The following is a 19,959-nucleotide window of genomic DNA, read 5'->3' as shown; positions in this document are numbered from 1 at the left end:
CGCTGCATAGCGTGAGTCGGCCAGCTTGGCGCGGGGCGGCGCCTCGCCTAACTTCGCCCCTCGTTCACTGGAAGGGTCGGCCACGTCTCATGCTCCTGCTTATCGACAATTACGACAGCTTCACCTTCAACCTGGTCCATTATTTCCAGCAGTTGGGAAGCCAGGTGCGGGTGGTTCGTAATGACGCGATCAGCGTTAACGAGGCCTTTGCCATGTCGCCGTCCGCGGTGGTGATCTCGCCGGGTCCCTGCGATCCTGACCGCGCCGGGATCTGCCTCGATCTGATCCGCAACGCCCCGGAAACACTGCCAATATTCGGTGTGTGCCTCGGCCATCAGGCGATCGGGCAGGTCTTTGGCGGCAAGGTCGTCCAGGCGCGTGAAATCATGCACGGCAAGACCAGCGAAATCGAGCACGAGGGTGCCGGCGTGTTCCATGAACTCCCTCGTCCGCTCCTGGGCACGCGCTACCACTCCCTCGCGGTCGAACTGTCTGCCGACAGTCCTCTCAAGGTGACCGCGCGTACGGCCGACGGCGAGATCATGGGGCTGTCTCACCCGACGCGGCCGATCCACGGGGTTCAATTCCATCCCGAGAGCATCGCCTCGCAGAGCGGCCACCAGATTCTGGCCAATTTCCTGACGCTTGCCGGGCTACCGGCCGCCATTCCGGCATGAGCCGGCTGTCTCCCGCCATACAGGCCCTGGCCGCCGGCCGCGCGCCGGACCGGTCTGCCCTGGAGGCAGCCTTCAATGCTCTGATGGACGGTGAGGCCGATCCAGTCGAGATAGGCGGTTTGCTGATCGGGCTTGCTGCCGTCGGAGAGACACCCGAAGCGCTGATCGTTGGCGCCGAGGCTATGCGGTCACGCATGACGCCCGTGCACGCGCCTGAAGGCGCCATCGACACCTGCGGAACGGGCGGCGATGCGCGCGGCACCTGGAACATCTCGACTGCGGCCGCTCTCGTCGCAGCGGGCGCCGGCGCCACAGTCGCCAAGCACGGCAACAAGGCGGCATCCTCCAAATCCGGCTCGGCGGAGGTCCTCGAAGCTATCGGCGTGAATATCTTCGCCTCGGTGCCATCGGTGGAGAAGGCCCTACGCGAGGCCCGGGTCGGCTTCCTCTTCGCGCAGGCCCATCACGGTGCCGTGCGCCATGTCGGACCGGCCCGCAAGACACTTGCAGTACGTACTATCTTTAATCTGCTGGGTCCGTTGTCCAATCCGGCCGGCGCGAGGCGTCAGCTCCTCGGCGTTTTCGATGAACGCTGGCTGGAGCCCATGGCCGAAGCTCTGCGCGGACTCGGCGCCGAGCGTGCCTGGATCGTGCACGGCAGCGACGGGCTCGACGAATTGACCACAACAGGTGAAAGCCTTGTGGCCGAACTCACGCCGAAAGGGCAGATACGCCGGTTCACAGTGACCCCTGAGGATGCCGGCCTGAGACGGGCCTCGCTCGATGAGCTCAAAGGCGGCGATCCTCAGCACAATGCCCAGGCGCTGCGCCGTCTGCTCGATGGCGAGACCGGGGCCTATCGCGATATCGTGCTGCTGAACGCGGCGGCTGCGCTGATTCTCGCCGGGAAAGCAGAGAGCCTGGCCGAGGGAGCTGCGCTGGCTGCGCGCTCGATCGATGAGGGCCAAGCGAGGAGCGCTCTGCAGACGCTAAGTGACGTGACCCACGAGGAATACCGATGAGCGATGTGCTGGCACGAATCGAAGCGTACAAGCGCGAGGATGTCCGCAACCGCGAGACCGATCGTCCGTTTGATGCCGTCTGCACCGCTGCAGAGCTGGCGCCGCCGGTTCGCGGCTTCGCCTCGGCCCTTGAATCCGCCTCGCGCAACGGCCGCCCCGCGCTGATTGCCGAAATCAAGAAGGCAAGTCCGTCCAAGGGTTTGATCCGCGAGGACTTCGATCCGCCCGCACTTGCCAGAGCCTATCAGGCCGGCGGTGCGACCTGTCTCTCTGTGCTGACGGATACGCCCAGCTTCCAGGGCGAGGATGCCTACCTCCAGGCCGCGCGAGACGCTGTCTCCCTGCCGGTCCTGCGCAAGGACTTCATGTACACGCGCTGGCAGATCGCCGAATCGCGCGCGCTCGGGGCCGATTGCATTCTCGTCATCCTGTCCGCGGTCGACGATGACACGGCGCGCACCCTTATGGATGAGGCCGCCAGATGGGGCATGGACGCGCTTGTCGAGGTTCACGACCGCGCGGAAATGGAACGCGCCAATCAGCTCGGCGCCACTCTGGTGGGCGTGAACAACCGCAATCTGCGCACCTTCGAGACGCGTCTGGAGACATTCGAATCGCTCGCGCCGCACGCGCCGACGCAGGCCCTCTTGGTGGCCGAGAGCGGCATCTTCACGCCGGACGATGTCTCGCGGGTCGCCTCGGCCGGGGCGCGGGCGCTTCTGGTCGGTGAAAGCCTTATGCGGCAGGACGACGTCACCCAAGCGACTCGCCGACTCCTCGGCTAGCCCTCCCGCGTCCGCCACGCGGCTTGACGCCTGCATGGAACAGGCATAGAACATTCGGCATAACTTCCGCTTTTGTTCCAGCCGCAGGGGGACGTCCATGCTCACCAAGAAGCAGCACGAGCTTTTGGTTTTCATCCATAAGCGTTTGAGCCGCGATGGTGTCTCGCCCTCGTTCGACGAAATGAAGGAAGCTCTTAATCTGGCTTCGAAATCCGGCGTTCACCGTCTGGTGAGCGCGCTGGAGGAACGCGGCTTCATTCGCCGGCTCCCCCACCGTGCGCGCGCCCTCGAAGTTCTCAAAATGCCGGAAATGACCGGGTCCCGTCCCGACACTGCACCCGGCAACGTGGTTCAGGCCGATTTCGGACGATCGGACCGCGGCAGTCAGACCTCGGAAGTCCCCGTTCTGGGACGTATTGCGGCTGGTGTGCCGATCGAAGCGATTCAACACGAAACCGATCGCCTCCCCGTCCCTCCCGACATGCTTTCGGGAGGCGAGCACTTCGCGCTTGAGGTCAGCGGCGATTCGATGATCGACGCCGGCATTCTCGACGGCGATGTCGTGGTGATCCGGCGGTGCGATACCGCCGGCAGCGGCGAGATCGTCGTGGCGCTAGTGGACGATCAGGAAGCGACGCTCAAACGCCTTCGCAAGAAGGGCAATTCCATTGCGCTTGAGGCGGCGAACCCGGCGTATGAAACGCGTATTTTCGGTCCGGACCGCGTTCGCGTGCAGGGCCGGCTCGTCGGCTTGATCCGTCGTTATCACTAGAGCCTTGAATGCCGGGCGCTCGGGCCGGGAGGCTAGCCGTCCGGCCGCGGCGTCCAGGGACGTAAGCCCCGCGCCGTATTTGCGCCCTGAAAGCGGATGACCTGACCGTCGCGGACCCAGAATTCGGTCGAGCCCAGGCGCGAGCGTTCGCGGCTGTCGAGAACGAGTGCCGCGCAACGCCGCGTCAGCCACGGTGAGACGGCCACATCGATCACGATGATATCGGCGCGCGCGCAATCGTCTTCCAGCGCCTGTGCACTGTCCGGAAAGGCCAGGACCAGCCCGTCCACGGTCTGGCCCGTGCAGCCAAGAGCGTCACAGCGCAAATCCGCTCCCGCCGGCGCGGTATTGGTTTCGCCGACACGCTGAAGAAACACGCGCGCATCGAACCGCCCTCGCCGCCGGTCATTGGTCTGCCATTGCCTGTCCTCGCCCTCGGCGTCGGGGTTTTCCGGCGCGTAGCGCGCGATTGCCGCGCCGCTTTCCGTGATCAGCATGTCGGGTGCCGTTGCACTGCTCCAGACCGAGAATCCGGCCGCGATCAGCACAGCACCAGTGGGCCGAACCGCGCCACGGCCTATGGTCAGGAGCGCGAACCCGAGACCGTAGAGCGCCACCGTCAGGCCAGGCGCCGCGCTGACCGCGACTGCAGCGCCCTCGCGCGTCGCAGCGGCGTTGGCCACCCACATCACGACGCGGAGTCCGGCGTCCATCAGTGCAAGCGGACCGGCTTCCAGTCCGACCGGCATCAGCAAGAGCGACGCCACGCCCCAAGGCATCACCCAGAAGGTGAAGACCGGCATCGCGGCCAGATTGGCCAGGAAGCCGTATGCCGCCAGGCGTTGGAAGTGGAAGGCCGCGAAGGCGCCGGTCGCCATGCCGGCGATCAGGGATGTGGCGGCAAGTCCCGCAAATCCGTTCCAGGCGCGCGCTACCCAGCCGGGTGGCTGCATCGGCGCCCGGCGCAGCCGCGTCCACAAATCAAAGACCGCGATCAAGGCCGCCACCGCAGCGAAACTCATCTGGAAACCCGGTTCGATCACGCTTTCCGGTGCCATCACCAAGATAATGAGCGCCGCAAGGGAAAGGGACCGGAAGGAAAAGGCGCGCCGGTCGAGCATGACGCCGAACAGAACCACGGCGGTCATGATGAAGGCCCGCTGTGTGGAAACCGATGCGCCCGAAACGACGAGGTAGGCGAGCGCGGCTGTGAGCGCGATCAGCGCCGCGGGTTTGCGTGGATCGTAGGCTCTGGCAAACGGCACGATGGCTGCGAAAGCGAACCGCGCCGCAAAATAGATCCCGCCGGCCACCAACGCCATGTGCAGTCCCGAAATGGCGAGGATATGTCCAAGGCCTGACACCCGCAGGGCGTCTGCCTGTGCCGACGAGACACCCGATCTGTCGCCGGTCAGGAGCGCTGCCGCCAGACCGCCCGTGTCCTCGCCGCCCACATCGCGGATGCGCTCGGCGAGGCGCCAGCGCCATCGCACGAAATCGCGCACAGCCCGGTCGCTCGTCTCGCCCGACAGGATCGCTTCAGGTGGAGCAATCGCAAACCCTGTAAGGCCGATCGCGTCGAACCAGGCGGCACGAGCCGGATCGTAACCGCCCGGGGCAGCCGGGCCTCCCGGTGGAGCCAGCACGGCATTGACGCGGACTAGGTCACCGGGTTCCAGCTCCCCCAGCCGGGTCCGGATGCGAACCCGGTGGGGCGGCGTCTCGCTACTCTCCATGTCGGTGACGCGAAGAATGAGCCGCTCGCGTGTGCCCGATCGCTCGACGCGCTCAATCCATCCCTCCAGAACGTGTGCGCGTTCCCGGCCGTGGTCGGCGCCGGACGCAAAGCTCTGCGCGTGCCATTGAGCCAGCGCGAACCCGGTGAGCGTCAATGCGAGAAGAATGAGTGCAACCAGACCGCGCGGGTGGCGGTGCATGCGTGCGGCCAACACCGTGATCAGGATCGCGATCACAACCGCCAGCCCCGGTGTCTGGGGCGGTGGCTCGCTTCGAAGCGCGAAATAGGCTGCCGCGCCGGCGCCGATTGCCACCGGCGCCCACAGGATGAGACGGCGTGGATCGGGTGCATCAAAGGCGGTTTTTGCCCAACCGAGCAGAGCGCGCCGCGTGCGACACCGCATGGGCGTCACGGCCCGGTCCACCACCTGAAGAAGGGTCATTGCGCGCCCTGCCCGCAAAAGAGTTCACTGGAAGACTATCTCTTTTTGAGGCCGGCGTGCTAATGATCGCGCCCACCTCGCAGCGCAGCAAGATTTCGCACGTGCAGAATTCAACTCAGGTCATTACCCGTTTCGCCCCCTCGCCCACCGGCTTTCTCCACATTGGCGGGGCGCGCACCGCATTGTTCTGTTCCTTGTTTGCCCGCCACCACGGCGGCCAGTTCAAACTGAGGATCGAGGACACGGACCGCGCCCGGTCTACCGACGAAGCCGTCGAGGCCATTCTGGAAGGGCTTGCCTGGCTGGGCCTGAACTGGGACGGAGACGTCGTTTCCCAGTTCGAACGCGCAGACCGCCACCGTGCCGTGGCGACCGAGCTGCTGCAGACTGGCAAGGCATTCAAGTGTTACTGCACGCCCGAAGAGGTCGAGAGCCTGCGGGAGGCGGCCTTCGCGGAAGGCCGGGCCCTGCGCTCTCCCTGGCGCGACCGCGATCCGTCGCAGGCGCCTGACGGGGCCGCCTTCGTTGTTCGCTTTCGCGCACCGGAGGACGGCGTCGAGATCGAGGATGCCGTCCAGGGCAATGTCAGTTGGGCCGCCAAGGAGTTCGACGATCTCATCCTTCTGCGCAACGATGGCGCGCCGACCTACAATCTCGCGGTTGTGGTCGATGACCACGATATGGGCGTAACGCATATCATCCGCGGCGACGACCACCTGACCAATGCCGCGCGCCAGACGCAAATCTATCGCGCGCTGGGCTGGGATGTGCCGGTTTTCGCGCATATCCCGCTCATCCACGGGCCAGACGGCAAGAAGCTTTCCAAGCGTCACGGCGCGCTCGGCGTCGAAGCCTACAGGGACATGGGCTATCTGCCCGAGGGCCTGCGCAACTATCTGCTTCGCCTGGGCTGGGCCAAGGGTGACCAGGAACTCTTCACCGACGAGGAGATGGTCGAAGCTTTCGATCTCGACGGATTGAACAAGGCTCCCGCCCGGCTCGACTTCGACAAGATGGCCAGCGTGAACGCCTTCCACATGAAGCGGGCTGACGATGCGCGCCTGACCGATCTGTTCTGGGATGCTATCGCGGGGCGTGAAGACCTGCGTACCGATGACACGGCACGCGCCTGGGTCTTCAAGGCCATGGGCACGATCAAGGATCGCGCCAAGACGCTGGCCGAGATCGAGGATCAGACCGCGTTTCTCTTGCGCCCGCGTCCCTTCAAGCTTGAAGGAAAGCAGGCCAAAGCGCTGAACGACGAGGCACGCGAGCGCCTGTCCCGGCTGCGCGATGTTCTCGCCGGCCAGGCCGACTGGAGTGAAGCGGGGCTGGACGCCCGTCTGAAGAGCTTTGCCGAGGAAGAAGCGGTCGGATTCGGCAAGGTCGGCATGCCGCTGCGCGCTGCAGTGACCGGTGGAGCACCGGCGCCGGATATGAGTTTCGTGCTTGCCGTCCTGGGACGCGAGGAGACGCTGTCCAGGCTCGACGATCAGCTATAGAAAACCACGCCCTTCAAACCTATCTGAAGGGCCAATCGCCGCAACAAACTGCGCCAGAAAAAGGGGTTGGAGAGATGGAAAACAAAGCCAAGGAAAAAGGCACTGCCCAGCTGACGATTAACGGGAAGACGATCGACCTGCCGATTTTGGGCGGTACCGTCGGTCCGGACGTCATCGATATTCGTACGTTGTACAAAAATGCCGGGGTTTTCACCTTCGATCCGGGCTTCACCTCCACAGCGAGCTGCGAAAGCCAGATCACCTATATCGACGGCGGCGAAGGCACCCTGCTCTACCGGGGTTATCCGATCGATCAGCTGGCCGACAATGCGAGCTTCGTCGAGGTGGCCTATCTCCTGCTGAACGGCGAACTGCCGACCGCCCAACAGCTTGAAGACTTCGACTGGACGATCCGCCGGCACACCATGCTGCACGATCAGATCGACCAGTTCTTCCGCGGCTTCCGCCGCGACGCGCACCCGATGGCGATCATGGTTGGCACGGTCGGCGCCCTGGCGGCCTTCTACCACGACAGCACCGATGTGAACGATCCTGAAGCCCGCATGATCAGCGCGCACCGCATGATCGCGAAGATGCCGACGATCGCAGCACGCGCCTACAAATACTCGGTCGGCCAGCCCTTCATCTCGCCGCGCAACGACCTCGACTACGCCTCCAACTTCCTGCGCATGTGCTTTGCGGTCCCGGCCGAGGACTACGAGCCCTCGCCGACGCTGGCCCGTGCGATGGACAAAATCTTCACGCTGCACGCCGATCACGAGCAGAACGCCTCGACCTCGACCGTCCGGCTCGCCGGCTCCTCGGGGGCCAATCCGTTTGCCTGTATCGCCGCCGGTATCGCCTCGCTCTGGGGGCCCGCTCACGGCGGTGCCAACGAAGCGGCGCTCAACATGCTTCGCGAGATCGGGTCGGTCGACCAGATTCCCGAATACGTGAAGCGCGCCAAGGACAAGGACGACCCGTTCCGCCTGATGGGCTTCGGTCACCGCGTCTACAAGAACTACGATCCGCGCGCCAAGGTGATGCGCGAGACCTGCCACGCCGTGCTCGACGAGCTCGGCGTGAAGAACGATCCGCTCCTCGCCGTGGCCATGGAGCTTGAGAAGATCGCACTGGAGGATGACTACTTCGTCGAGAAGAAGCTGTATCCCAATATCGACTTCTATTCGGGTATCACCCTGAAGGCGATGGGCTTCCCGACCGAGATGTTCACCGTGCTGTTCGCTCTGGCCCGGACCACCGGCTGGATCGCGCAATGGTCGGAGATGATCGAGGATCCGAGCCAGAAAATCGGCCGTCCCCGTCAGGTCTTCACCGGCGACACTGCACGCGACTACGTGCCGATTACCAAGCGCTAGGCGGCGCTTTCTGACGACAGAGAAGAACCGGCGGCTTTCAGGCCGCCGGTTTTTTTCTGGTTTCGATCAGATCGAGGATTGTCCGGGCCGCCGTCTCGCCGGGCGACCCGCCGTCGCCCCGCATGAGCTGTGTCTGGGCGACCAGTCGACGCGATAGCTCTGCGCGGCGCTCGGGCGACTCAAGCAGCTCGATCAGCGCCGGGGCCAGCTCGGCCGGCCGGCAGCGCGTCTGGACGAATTCCGGGATCAGCATCTCGTCCGCCGCGATATTGACTAGGCTGATATATTTCGACCGCATCAGCACGAAGCGGGCCAGCGCCCAGCTGGCCCAGCCGAGGCGATAGGCCGCCAGCGTGGGCACGCCAAGAGACGCGAGCTCCAGCGTCACGGTCCCCGAGCAGGCCAGAGCCAGGTCGGCCGCGGAAAACGCGTCCTCCCGGTCCTCCTCCGCAGCGATGACCGCATCCTGCATGCGTTCGTCGTCGGCCATCCGGTCTCGCACACCTTGCGCTATCGAGTCAGACAGCACGGTAAGGACGCGCACCCGGGGACGGTCCTTGCGCACACGCGCCACGGTCTCTGCAAAGGGCTCGTAGAGCCGTTCCAGCTCGCTTCGCCGGCTGCCGAACAGAACCAGCAGCACCGGCTCGTCCTCCGCCAGCCCGTATTTCTTCCGGAAGGCCGCGCCGTCACCGGGCTTCATCCGCTCGAGGGCCGGATTGCCAACGAACGTCGTGGGCAGGCCGGCCGGCTCGAAATAGTCGGGATCGACCGGATGAATGCCCAGAAGATGATCCACGGTTCTGGCCAGCACCTTCGCGCGCCCCGGCCGCGTGGCGAAGACTTGAGGCCCGACATACTTGATCCGGAGCGTATCCGGGGCGTGCTCGGTCAGCTTCCAGGCCGCGCGTAACATGAAACCCCAGGAGTCGATCAGAATGGCGGCATCCGCCTCGAATTCCTTCGCCGCCAAGGCGGTTTCTTCTGCTCTTTCATGAACTAGCTTCAATATCTTGAAGCCGTCAAACATCCCCAGAACCGAAAGGTCTGCCGTATCGATCTGAGAGTTTATTCCTTCCCGGGCGAGCGCTTTTCCGCCCACTCCGGCGACCGCGACGTCGGGCCGGAGCCGGCGTAGATAGCGGACGAGATCGGCCGCCAGCAGGTCACCTGACGGCTCTGCAGCCACAACGAAGATTCGCGGCGCACCAGTCCGGCTCATGGCGTCTCGACCTCGTCTCTCGGCAGGACGACCACGAACAGGCCCGCCTCGTCGGCCGCACGTGCGACGTCGTCCGGGTTGATGATCAGCGCCCCGCCCTCGATCACCGCGATCCCCGCGAGCCCCGCCTGCGCGGCCCCGATGACGGTGGATACGCCGATCACGGGCAGGTCGACGCGCAACTCCTGCGTGGGTTTGGGGCGCTTGGCCAGCACGCCCCGGCGCGCCCCGGCCTGGCCGCGAATATTCGGAGGCAGCGTCGCGACCCGCGCGAGCATCTCGTCCGTGCCTTCCTGGGCTTCGACCGCCAGGACCAGTCCGCCGCAGACGACTGCGCCCTGTCCGATATCGAGCGATCCGGTTGCCGCGGCGATTTCCAGGGCCTTGAGCGCGTCCTCTCGATCGGCCTCGCTCAGCGCGAGCCGCCCCACAGGACCTTCGACCGCAAGCAATCCGCCGGTGAGTTCCTGAGCTCCAACCACGGTGAAACCGGCTTCTTCGAAGGCGCCGACGATGGTTCGCAGAAGGGCATCGTCTCCGCGGGTCGCCGCCGAAAGCACGCGCGGAAGCAGCTTCACGCCCGCCCAATCGGGCTTCAGCGCCGAGAAATCCGGCCGCTTGACGACCCCGGCAAGGCATACCGCGTCGCAGCCCGCTTCGCGAAGGTCAGAAATCGCATGCCCGAACTGGGCGATCGTTCGCACGGTCGCCCCGGGGAAGTCAGCCGGATCGGCGAAACCCTGAAGCGCGATGACACAACCAAGACGCTCGTCTTGCGAGCAGGCCTTCGCGATGGCCTTGGGCAGGCCACCCCCACCGGCAATCAGCCCGAGCCGGTGCCACGTCATGGCCTAGCGCTGTTCCGGTCCGCAGAGCGGACGCGCAGAGGGCGACTGGATGAAATCGATGATCTCCATCACTTCCTTGCGCTCCCCGAACAGACGGGCCGCATCCTCGACCCGCTCGGTGAACTTGCCTTCGGTGGCGAATATCATCCGGTAGGCGGCGCGCAGGTCGTGGATCAGGTCCCGGCTGAAGCCGCGGCGTTTCAAGCCCACCAGGTTCAGTCCGGCGAGCCAGCCCAGATTGTCTACCATGCCGTACGGAATGACTTCGCCGGTCACCGCGGCTCCGCCGCCAATAAAGGCGTAGCGCCCGACGCGGCATCGCTGGTGGATGGCGGAAAGCCCCCCCAGGATACAGTAATCGCCGACGCTGACTTCTCCGCCCAGGGTCGCGTTATTGGCAAACCACACATTATTGCCGACCCGGCAGTCGTGCGCGATGTGGGCGCCGACCATGAAGTAGCCGTCGTGACCAAGCTGTGTCAGGCCGCCGCCTGCCTCGGTTCCCATATGAGCGGTACAATGCTCGCGGAAGGTATTACGGTCCCCGATTACCAGTCGCACATCCCCGCCCTTGAACTTGAAGTCCTGCGGCGCGCCGCCGATCACCGCGAACGGGTAGAAGACGCAGTCCTCGCCCACCTCGGTGCGTCCCTCGATCACCACGTGGGCGTGCAACTTGACCCGGTCTTTCAGGGTTACGTCGGGGCCCACGACGCAGAACGGGCCGATTTCGACATCGCTGCCCAGCTGTGCCTTCGGATCCACAACGGCGGTGGGGTGGATGGTTGCGCTCATAATGTCTCCGGCAATCGGAAGATGGGGACCGGCTGGGTAAGCGCGTGGCCCGCCCGTGTCTAGGAGGTCTTGCTTCGCCGCTTGCGCGCGCGCTCGCTTTCCCGGCGGATCCAGGCGGTTTCACGCATGAAGTTGCGGATCGGCTGGGCTGGCGACCCCGCCCAGGTCTCCCCCGCCGGGACATCGCGCATGATCGCGCAGTCGGCCGCCAGGCGCGCCTGGTCGCCGACCTCAAGGTGATCGGCAACACCGACCCGGCCGCCGAACTGGACGCCGCGCCCGATGCGCACGCTGCCGGAGACGCCCGCGAAGGCTGCCATCACCGTATATTCGCCCACCACGACATTGTGGGCGATGTGGGAGAGGTTATCGACGCGCACACCCTTCTTCAGATGCGTGTCGTCGAACATGCCGCGGTCGATCGTGACGTTGGCGCCAAGGGTGATTTCGTCGTCCAGAATGACCCGCCCGACATGAGGCAGGGTCAGCATTTCACCATTCTCGTAAGCGAGCCCGAACCCGGTCTCGCCCAGAATTGCTCCGGCCGAAATCTCGCACCGCTCCCCGATGAGCGAGAAGCCGATCGCGGCGCGCGCACCGATCCGCGTGGACGCGCCGACTTCGACGCCCGGTCCGATAACCGCGCCCGCCCCGATCCGCGCATCCGCACCGATCCGCGCCCCTGGTCCGATGATGCAGCCCGGCGACAACCGGGCGGAGCCGTCGATCTCGGCATCGGCGCTGATCAGCGATTCGCCGAGATGTTCCCTGGGCCGGATGAGGTGACGTGCCGCCCGCGCCAGCGCCGCACGCGGGCTGGAGGTCACCACGGCACTATTGCCCGCACTCGCCAGACGCTCCGCGACAAGCGGGTCGGAAACAAGGATGACGGCATCGCTCGCCTGGACCGCATCGGCGGCTTTCGGATCGGTCAGGAAAAACAGATCGCCGCGACCGGCCTTGGCCGGTGCGGCGATCTGATGAACCTCACGCCCGCCCTCGCCGACGAGTTCACCGCCGGCGAGCGAGGCAATGTCGTCAGCCGAAAGCGGGCCGAGAAGCTCGTAGAACCGCGTATCGACTGCCATGTTCGGGACCTACTGGTCTTCGGTCATCTGCACTTCGCCGGCCTCGTTGACCGACAGGCGCACACGATTGACCGGCGTCGTGGTCATCCGCGAGTTCAGGCGCTGGATGGCCGCATCGGAAATATCGACCGCTTCCGTGGCGAAAACCAGGTTGGCGCGATCGATCAGGATGTCGGCGCCGCGCTCGTTGACGATTTCCTGCAGGATTTCCTCAAGCGCTTCCATCACCGGCACCATGGCACGGCGCTGTGTGACCTGCAGTTCACGCTGGCGAACCTGGCGGGTCTGCTCGAAGCGCTGCGCTTCGACTTGCAGCGCCTGGAAGCGCTGGGCGAGGTCGGGACGCTGCTGGATGGCGTCTTCGGTCAGCGAGGAGGTCTCGGTGTTGAGCGCTTCGCTCTCGCTCTGGATCTGCTCGCGAATGGGAGTGAGCTCGGCCGCAATCTCGTTGCCGATCTGCTCCACGCGGGTGGCGATATGCTGGCCGACCGCGCTCTCGGCGAGAATACGCTGCTCGTTCATGACCAGCACGTTTTGCGCTGACGCCGCGCCGGCCAGACCGCCAGCCAGAGCGAGCGAAGCAAGCAGCAGGCGCGCGGGCGTGCTGAGAAGTTTGGAGAAGGTACGCAGCATTGGACTAGAACCCTGTTCTTGTACTGAAGCGGAAGAATTCGGAGCGATCGTAGGTTTCTTTCACGAGCGCCTCTGCGAAGTCGAATCGGACCGGACCGAAGGGCGAATCCCAGAAGATCGACACGCCTGCGGACACGCGCGGTTCAAGGCGGTCCACGGTGTAGGCCGCGGTCCCGCCGAGATCTTCGATCTGATCTTCGTCAGGAAGAAGGCCAAGCGTGCCCACTTCTGTGAAGATGCTGCCGCGGATGCCGTATTGTTCGGGCAGACCAAGCGGGAAAGCGAGTTCCGCTGCGCCGATGGCATAGAAGTTACCGCCCAGCGCATCCCCGGACGCAAGTTCGTCCGTGCCGGTCTGGCGCTGAACGACGCGCGGCCCGATACCGGCCGTTTCAAAGCCGCGGAATGAATTGCCGCCCTTGAAGAAGCGGTCATTGATCCGCGCCGTATCGCCGCCCCAGGAGAGGAGAAGCCCCGTCTCACCAGTAACGGAGAAGACGATATCGTCCCGGAAGACGTTGCGGTAGATGCCCGCCTGAAGCTCCGATCGGACGTATCGCACGTCGCCGCCAAACCCGGCCATGTCCTGATTGAAGGCGACACGGAAACCATTGGTCGGCTCATTCCTGTTGTCGACGCGATCCCAGGACACCGAATAGCCCAGCAGCGAGGTGAGACGCGCGCCCTCCGCGCGGAGAATGGATGGCGACACACCGCCGAAGGTGTTCACCTCGTCATTACGCAGCGTGTAGTTCACGCTGCCCGATACCGAGCGTGTCAGAGGGAAGCCGGCGCGAAGCGAAAACCCGGTCGACTGGGTTTCGAAGGAGGCTTCCTGCGAAAAATCGGTCCTGACCTGGAAGATATCGATACCCGCCGCGAGATTGCGGTCCAGGAAGCGAGGCTCGGTGAAGCGGATATCGATCTGCTGACGGCGCGAGCTGGCCGAAACCCGCAGGCGCAGGAACTGCCCGCGGCCTCGCAGATTGCGCTCGGAGATCGAGAAATCGACCAGGAAGGAATCTGTGGAGGAGAAGCCCGCCCCGAAGGCGAGTTCACCGGTCGGCTGTTCGGTTACGTTGACGCGCACCTGTGCGCGGTCGGCCGTGCTGCCCTGGATCGGCTCGACTTCGACCTCTTCGAAAAAGCCCAGCGAGCGGACGCGGTTGCGCGAATAGTCGAGCAGCGCCTGGTTGAAGGCATCGCCTTCCACGATCTGCAACTCGCGCCGGATCACGCGGTCGAGCGTGCGCGTATTGCCGACAATGTCGATGCGCTCGATATAGACGCGCGGCGTCTCGTTGATAACGTACTCGATATCGACCGTTTGATCTTCCCGGTTGGTCGTGACGCGCGGGCGAATGTCCACGAAGGCGTAACCGGCTGCACCGGCCGCGAAGGTCAGCGTGTCGATCGACTCCTCGATCTGACTGCCGACATAGAGCTGGTCGGGCTGGGTCGCGACGATGCGGGCCAGATATTCCTCGTCAAGGTCCGCGATTTCGGTGGAGACGCTGATCTCGCCGAAATTGTAGCGTTCTCCCTCATCCATGGTGAAGGTGATGAAGAAGTCTTCCTGGTCCGGCGTCAGCTCGGCAATCGCGGAGACCACCCGAAAATCGGCATAGCCACGGTCGTTGTAAAACGACCGGAGTTGTTCGCGGTCATATTCGAGGCGATCGGGGTCGTAATTGTCGTTCGAGCTGAAGAAACGCCACCAGCGTGCTTCGCGCGTCACGATCTCGCCGCGCAGCTCGGAATCGCTGAATGCGCGGTTGCCCACCAGGTTGATGCGGCGAACGCCAGTAACCGGGCCTTCGGAAATCTCGAAGACCAGGTCCAGGCGATTCTGCGGGAGCTCGACGATCTTTGGCGTCACCTGCGCCGCGAAGCGGCCCGACCGGCGGTAGACTTCGAGAATGCGCTGAACGTCGGACTGGGCGCGCGCTCGGGTGAAGATGGCGCGCGGTTGAATTTCGATCTCGTCGGTAATCTTGTCGTCGGCGATCGCGCGATTGCCCTCCAGGATCACCCGGTTCACGATCGGGTTCTCTTCCACATACAGAACCAGCGTGGGACCATCGATCGCAACGCGGACGTCTGAAAACAGGCCGGTCTGGAACAGGGTCTGGATGGAGAGGTTGATCAGGCGGGGGTCCGGCACGTCACCGGGCTGAATCAACAGATAGGACAGGATCGTATCCGCTTCGACGCGGCGATTGCCTTCCACCAGGATTTGCAGGATTTGCTGGCGGTCCGGCTCGGCGCTCTGGGCCTGCGTAGCAACCGGGACGTCGGTCTCGGTCAGCGCCGGCGTCGATTCCTGGGCCTGCGCGCCGGAGGCGAGCAGGAACACGGACGCGAATGCTGCGCCAAGACCATTGAAATATTTCAACATAAGCGTCTTCCGGTCCCTCACCCGACGCGATCGATCAGGAAAACAAATCGCGCAAATAACTGATGTCGTTCCAGGTCGCTACAAGCATCATCCCAAGCAAGAGGGCAAGCCCCAACCGGAAACCGGTCATCTGGATCGCCTGACTGGGAGGACGCTTCGCAACGGCTTCGTAGGCGTAATACAGCAGGTGGCCGCCGTCGAGTACCGGAATGGGCAGGAGATTCATCAATCCCAGCGCCACGGAAAGAAGCGCGGAAAGCCCGAGCAGCCCCCCGGCAAGTCTGACCAGACGGTCGGCACCGCTCGGCCCTGCCCCTTCAACCTGGGCTGTACCATTCGCGTCGACGGCCATGTTGGCGATCTGTCCGGCCGTCGTGGCGATGCCGATCGGACCGTTGAGATACTCGGTCGAAGCGCGTCCCGTGATCAGCCTGCCCATGTAGTCAAGAATCTGGCCAACCGTCTCGGCGGTCTGTCTCACGCCATAGATCGGCGCTTCCAGCACGGAATAGCGTTGTGTCGTGACCTGCGCCTCGGGCGACAGGCTGACGCCCAAAACACCGCGCGCGCGTTGCCCGCCCAGAGGGTCGTCGAGAACCCGTCGCTCAGGTGTTGCGATCAGCGTCCGGCGTTCGCCGTCACGTTCGATCACGATTTCCAGCGGTTCGCCGGCGCGCATGAACACGGCCTGCGTCACGTCGAAGAAGCCTTCGACGCGCCGGCCCTCAATCGAAACGATCAGGTCGCCGGGCTCGAACCCGGCTTCGGCCGCTGGCGACTCCTCGAGCACCGTGCCGACCAGAGGCTCCATGCGGACTTCACCGCGCATCATGCCGAGCGCGGCAAAGACCAGGATTGCCAGGAGGAAATTCGCAATGGGTCCGGCGGCGACGATCAGGGCGCGTTGCCAGACCGGCTTGAAATGAAAGACCTGATCGGCGCACTCATGGTCGCTGCGCAGCCGGTCCAGAGTCTCGGCATCCGACGCGCTGGCGGCGTTCTCATCGCCCAGAAACCGCACATAGCCACCCAGCGGCAGGGCCGCGATCCGCCAGTCTGTCCCTTTCTTGTCGGTCCAGGACACCAGCGTCGGGCCGAATCCGATGGAGAAGACCTCTGCGTGAACGCCAAAGCGGCGCCCGACCCAGAAATGGCCCAGCTCGTGGATCACCACCACGAAGGAGATCACGGCCACGAAGGCGATCAGGCTCAACAGGCCGGAAGAGAGTGTCTCGAACATTCAGTTTTCCCTCACCTGTCGCCTTGCAGCGCGGAGAGCCCCCTACTCCGCAGCCTGAAGACCGATCTGGCGGCGCGTTTCCTCGCGGGCCGCAGTATCAATCTCGAACACGTCCTCGAACGAGGAAACCGGATGCCCGCTGAACGGGCTGTGAACCAGCCAGTCGAGAGCGTCAGAAACCCGAGCGGCAATGTCAAGAAAGCCGATCTGACCGTTCAGGAAGGCCTCGACGGCAATCTCGTTCGCCGCATTGAGCAGAATGCAGGCCGCCTGCCCCTCTTCCATCGCCTGCCGGGCAAGGCTCAGGGCGGGAAACCGGCCCTCATCGGGAGCCTGAAACGTCAGCCTGCCAAGGGCCGCGAGGTCGAGCCGCTCGACCGAAGTCGCCAGGCGCTCAGGCCACGCCAGCGCGTGCGCGATCGGGATGCGCATGTCCGGCGAGCCCATCTGGGCCAGAAGTCCGCTGTCCACGTATTCGACCAGCCCGTGCACGATGGATTCCGGGTGGACCAGCACATCGACCCGCGCAGGCGGAAGATCGAACAGGTGGCAGGCTTCGATGATTTCGAGCCCCTTGTTCATCATGGTCGCGGAATCTATGGAGATTTTCGCGCCCATCGACCAGGTCGGGTGCGCCAGCGCGTCCTCCCGGCTCGCCCGCGCCATTGCGTCGCGGCTGGATTGGCGGAACGGGCCGCCCGAAGCGGTCAGGATGATCCGCCGGACCTGATCCATGGACTGGCCGGCAAGGGCCTGGAAGATGGCGTTGTGTTCGGAATCCACTGGCAACAGGCACGTGCCCGCCTCTGCGGCCGTGCGCATGAACAACGTCCCTGCGCATACGAGGGCTTCCTTGTTGGCGAAGGCAACCGTCTTGCCGCGGCGTACCGCTTCAAGCGTCGGTGGCAGGCCGGCAGCCCCCACGATGGCGGCCATCGTCCAGTCCGCGTCAAGGGCCGCCGCCTCGCACAGAGCCTTGGCGCCCGCCCCGGTCTCGATCCCGGTACCTGCGAGTGCCGCCTTCAACGCCCCATGAAGGCGTTCGTCACCGATCGCGACGAAACGCGGACGAAACTCTCGCGCCTGCGCGCACAAGGCGTCGAGATTACTGTGCGCCGTCAGGGCGGTCACCGAATACTGGCCCTCCGGCGCGCGCCTTAGAAGGTCAAGCGTCGCCTGTCCGACCGAGCCCGTCGATCCGAGAATGGTCACCTGGCGTGTCATCACAGTGTGCCCACAGGCCAGACTTGGGGAGCCATGAGCATCAATCCTCCTGCCACGAGCGTGGCAAGCATCAAGGCATCGACCCGGTCCAGGACACCGCCATGGCCGGGGATGACGGAGCCGGCATCCTTAACCCCAAAACGCCGCTTGGCCAACGACATCACCAGATCGCCCAGCACCGCCGCGAGTGCGATGGGCAGCGCGACAAGGGCGGCATGTCCGGCGCCGAGTTCAAAACTCATCGCCAGAAGCGTCCCCCCGGCCACGCCGAAGATCAGGCCGGCGACCAGACCCGACCAGGTCTTGTTGGGACTTGCCACCGGCAGAAGCTTGGGGCCGCCAAGCCACGTGCCCGCGACATACGCGAAGGTATCCGCGCTCCAGACCACGGCCAGCAGATAAAGCACGCTGATCAGCCCGGTCTCGGGCTGCGAGCGCATTGCGACGAGAAGCGCCGTACTTGCCGCCACGTAGAGCACTCCGAGCAGCGAGATCGTCGCTCCGCCTCGGGGTCTGCGGTCCATGAAGACACCGACCGATCCGGCGAGAATCCAGAAAGCCGCCCAGGCCGGCGTACCTTGCGCGGCCAGCAGAGCCGCGCCCACCGCCGTGCCGGTCGCCGTCGCGAAGGCGCGTGGCCGGGCGGTGGCATCGGACATGCGAATCCACTCCCACGCCATCGCGGCGGAGAAAGCGGCAATAAAGATCGAGAAGGCCTGTCCACCCGCGATCACGCATGCGAGCGCGACCGGTGCCAGAATCAGTGCCGACAGGATGCGTTTGAGCAGAACGGGATCGCGGGCTTTCGAGGCCGCCTGCGGGTCAGACTGGGTCATTCAGTTTCACGGCGCCAAACCGCCTGTCGCGCGATGCATACTGGGCAAGGCAATCGGCAAGTATACTCTTGTCGAAATCGGGCCAGAGCGTCTCGATGAACACGTATTCTGCGTAAGCGGCCTGCCACAGGAGAAAATTCGAGGTCCGCTGCTCGCCGCTGGTGCGGATGACCAGATCGACATCGGGAAGGTCTGCCGTATCCAGAAACCGGCCGAAGCCGGCCTCGTCGAGATTTGCGGGATCCAGCTCGCCGGCCGCTGCGGCGGCGGCCATCTTGCGCGCGGCTCTGACCAGCTCGTCCCGGCTGCCGTAATTGAATGCGATCGCGAGATGGAACCGGTCATTATGCCGGGTCTGCGCCTCGGCATTTTCCACGATCTGCTGGATGTCGTCGTTCAGATTGTCCCGGCGTCCGAGGATGCGCACGCGCACCCCTTCGGCGTCCAGCTTGTCGAGGTCGGCCTGGACGAAGCGGCGCAGGAGATCGAACAGCGCGTCGATCTCCTCGGCGGGCCGGCGCCAGTTCTCGGTCGAGAATCCGAACAGCGTCAGATGAGTGAGGCCCAGCTCCCCGGCGGCACGCACGGCCCGGCGCACGGCCTCGACGCCCGCCCGGTGACCGAAAGCGCGCGGACGGCCCCGTTTGGCCGCCCAGCGTCCATTGCCATCCATGACGATGGCGACGTGGCGCGGAAGCGGCTCTGGGGCTTGCGTGTGCGCAGCCATGACTGCCTCTCCTGACCCGGTACCCGGTGTCAGACTTGCATGATCTCTTCCTGCTTCGACTTCAGAAGCTGGTCGATTTGTTCGATGCTCGCGTCGGTGGATTTCTGGACCTGGTCGGCGAGCTTCTTGTGCTCGTCCTCACCGATCTCGCCATCCTTTTCCGCGCGCTTGAGCGCGTCCATTCCGTCGCGCCGCACATTGCGGACCGCGACGCGCGCCTGCTCCGAATAATTGCCGGCCGTCTTGGCCAGTTCCTGGCGCCGCTCTTCGTTGAGCGGCGGAATCGGGATGCGCAGCAGCGTGCCCTCAACTACGGGATTCAGTCCCAGAGACGAGTTGCGGATTGCCTTGTCGACGGCGCCGACCAGCGACTTGTCCCAGACCTGAACCGACAACATGCGCGCATCCGGCGTCGACACGGTGCCAACCTGGGAGATCGGTGTCAGAGAGCCGTAGGCATCGACCTTGATCGGATCCAGCAGGCTTGAATGGGCGCGGCCGGTCCGCAGGCCGGAGAATTCCTTCTTGAGCGCCTCGACCGCGCCTTCCATGCGCCGCTTGATGTCTTTCAGATCGAAATTCGCTGTCGTCATCGAATATATCCTTCCCGCTTGTCTTGTCTCTCGGGCCC

At 64.6% G+C, this 19,959-nt stretch carries 18 protein-coding genes; 6 read left to right on the top strand and 12 right to left on the bottom strand.

The features are described from left to right. Positions 1-89: 89 nt before the first annotated feature. The 4 genes from E5162_RS04090 to lexA all read left to right on the top strand — a co-directional run bounded on the left by E5162_RS04090 (position 90) and on the right by lexA (position 3,256). On the top strand, positions 90-677 hold the full coding sequence (locus E5162_RS04090; RefSeq protein WP_135943660.1) for an anthranilate synthase component II: 588 nt from the start codon (positions 90-92) through the stop codon (positions 675-677). Beyond that, positions 674-1,699, top strand: coding sequence for an anthranilate phosphoribosyltransferase (gene trpD, locus E5162_RS04085; protein ID WP_135943659.1), 1,026 nt, complete (start codon positions 674-676; stop codon positions 1,697-1,699). The genes E5162_RS04090 and trpD overlap by 4 nt, the downstream gene beginning before the upstream one ends. Continuing rightward, positions 1,696-2,484 (top strand): indole-3-glycerol phosphate synthase TrpC, encoded by a 789-nt coding sequence (trpC, locus tag E5162_RS04080; RefSeq protein ID WP_135943658.1) that lies wholly within the window; start codon positions 1,696-1,698, stop codon positions 2,482-2,484. The genes trpD and trpC overlap by 4 nt, the downstream gene beginning before the upstream one ends. A 97-nt stretch (positions 2,485-2,581) precedes the next feature. Then, entirely contained in the window at positions 2,582-3,256 is a 675-nt protein-coding gene (gene lexA, locus E5162_RS04075) for a transcriptional repressor LexA (RefSeq protein WP_135943657.1), read from the top strand. Positions 3,257-3,288: 32 nt separating this feature from the next. Here the strand turns inward: lexA and E5162_RS04070 are convergent, their stop codons facing one another. Continuing rightward, on the bottom strand, positions 3,289-5,436 hold the full coding sequence (locus E5162_RS04070; protein WP_135943656.1) for a ComEC/Rec2 family competence protein: 2,148 nt from the start codon (positions 5,434-5,436) through the stop codon (positions 3,289-3,291). A gap of 62 nt (positions 5,437-5,498) precedes the next feature. Between E5162_RS04070 and gltX the strand changes: the two genes are divergently transcribed. Beyond that, positions 5,499-6,938, top strand: coding sequence for a glutamate--tRNA ligase (gltX, locus tag E5162_RS04065; protein ID WP_135943655.1), 1,440 nt, complete (start codon positions 5,499-5,501; stop codon positions 6,936-6,938). 74 nt (positions 6,939-7,012) lie between these two features. Further along, positions 7,013-8,317, top strand: a complete 1,305-nt coding sequence (gene gltA / locus E5162_RS04060) for a citrate synthase (protein WP_135943654.1) — start codon at positions 7,013-7,015, stop codon at positions 8,315-8,317. A gap of 37 nt (positions 8,318-8,354) precedes the next feature. Here the strand turns inward: gltA and lpxB are convergent, their stop codons facing one another. The 11 genes from lpxB to frr are packed head-to-tail and all read right to left on the bottom strand — an operon-like array spanning position 8,355 to position 19,921. Further along, the gene (gene lpxB / locus E5162_RS04055) at positions 8,355-9,539 is read right to left on the bottom strand and encodes a lipid-A-disaccharide synthase (protein ID WP_135943653.1); all 1,185 of its coding nucleotides are present in this window, start codon (positions 9,537-9,539) and stop codon (positions 8,355-8,357) included. After that, positions 9,536-10,387: an LpxI family protein gene (locus E5162_RS04050; protein ID WP_135943652.1), complete on the bottom strand. Its 852-nt coding sequence runs from the start codon at positions 10,385-10,387 to the stop codon at positions 9,536-9,538. Before E5162_RS04050 ends, lpxB begins: the two co-directional genes overlap by 4 nt. A gap of 3 nt (positions 10,388-10,390) precedes the next feature. Then, positions 10,391-11,182 carry an acyl-ACP--UDP-N-acetylglucosamine O-acyltransferase gene (gene lpxA / locus E5162_RS04045; protein ID WP_135943651.1) on the bottom strand — a complete coding sequence of 264 codons (792 nt, stop codon included), beginning with the start codon at positions 11,180-11,182 and terminating at the stop codon, positions 10,391-10,393. A 59-nt stretch (positions 11,183-11,241) separates the two neighbouring features. Next, on the bottom strand, positions 11,242-12,270 hold the full coding sequence (gene lpxD / locus E5162_RS04040; protein ID WP_135943650.1) for a UDP-3-O-(3-hydroxymyristoyl)glucosamine N-acyltransferase: 1,029 nt from the start codon (positions 12,268-12,270) through the stop codon (positions 11,242-11,244). A 9-nt stretch (positions 12,271-12,279) separates the two neighbouring features. Next, a complete protein-coding gene (locus tag E5162_RS04035) occupies positions 12,280-12,903 on the bottom strand; it encodes an OmpH/Skp family outer membrane protein (protein WP_135943649.1) in 624 nt (207 codons plus the stop codon). A 4-nt stretch (positions 12,904-12,907) separates the two neighbouring features. Further along, positions 12,908-15,301 carry an outer membrane protein assembly factor BamA gene (gene bamA, locus E5162_RS04030; RefSeq protein WP_135943648.1) on the bottom strand — a complete coding sequence of 798 codons (2,394 nt, stop codon included), beginning with the start codon at positions 15,299-15,301 and terminating at the stop codon, positions 12,908-12,910. A gap of 34 nt (positions 15,302-15,335) precedes the next feature. Then, positions 15,336-16,541, bottom strand: coding sequence for a M50 family metallopeptidase (locus E5162_RS04025; RefSeq protein ID WP_135943647.1), 1,206 nt, complete (start codon positions 16,539-16,541; stop codon positions 15,336-15,338). A gap of 42 nt (positions 16,542-16,583) precedes the next feature. Beyond that, positions 16,584-17,765, bottom strand: coding sequence for a 1-deoxy-D-xylulose-5-phosphate reductoisomerase (gene dxr / locus E5162_RS04020; RefSeq protein WP_135943646.1), 1,182 nt, complete (start codon positions 17,763-17,765; stop codon positions 16,584-16,586). After that, complete coding sequence (locus E5162_RS04015; protein ID WP_135943645.1) at positions 17,765-18,601, bottom strand: phosphatidate cytidylyltransferase; 837 nt, start codon at positions 18,599-18,601, stop codon at positions 17,765-17,767. Before E5162_RS04015 ends, dxr begins: the two co-directional genes overlap by 1 nt. After that, on the bottom strand, positions 18,588-19,328 hold the full coding sequence (uppS, locus tag E5162_RS04010) for a polyprenyl diphosphate synthase (RefSeq protein WP_135943644.1): 741 nt from the start codon (positions 19,326-19,328) through the stop codon (positions 18,588-18,590). Before uppS ends, E5162_RS04015 begins: the two co-directional genes overlap by 14 nt. A gap of 29 nt (positions 19,329-19,357) precedes the next feature. Further along, the gene (gene frr, locus E5162_RS04005; RefSeq protein WP_135943643.1) at positions 19,358-19,921 is read right to left on the bottom strand and encodes a ribosome recycling factor; all 564 of its coding nucleotides are present in this window, start codon (positions 19,919-19,921) and stop codon (positions 19,358-19,360) included. Between the last annotated feature and the right edge of the window lie 38 nt (positions 19,922-19,959).

Origin of the sequence: Marinicauda pacifica, assembly GCF_004793635.1 — a bacterium.
Taxonomy (GTDB): Bacteria; Pseudomonadota; Alphaproteobacteria; order Caulobacterales; family Maricaulaceae; genus Marinicauda; species Marinicauda pacifica.
The sequence above is the reverse complement of the archived record's forward strand: the minus strand, read 5'-3'. Positions and strand labels throughout refer to the sequence as shown.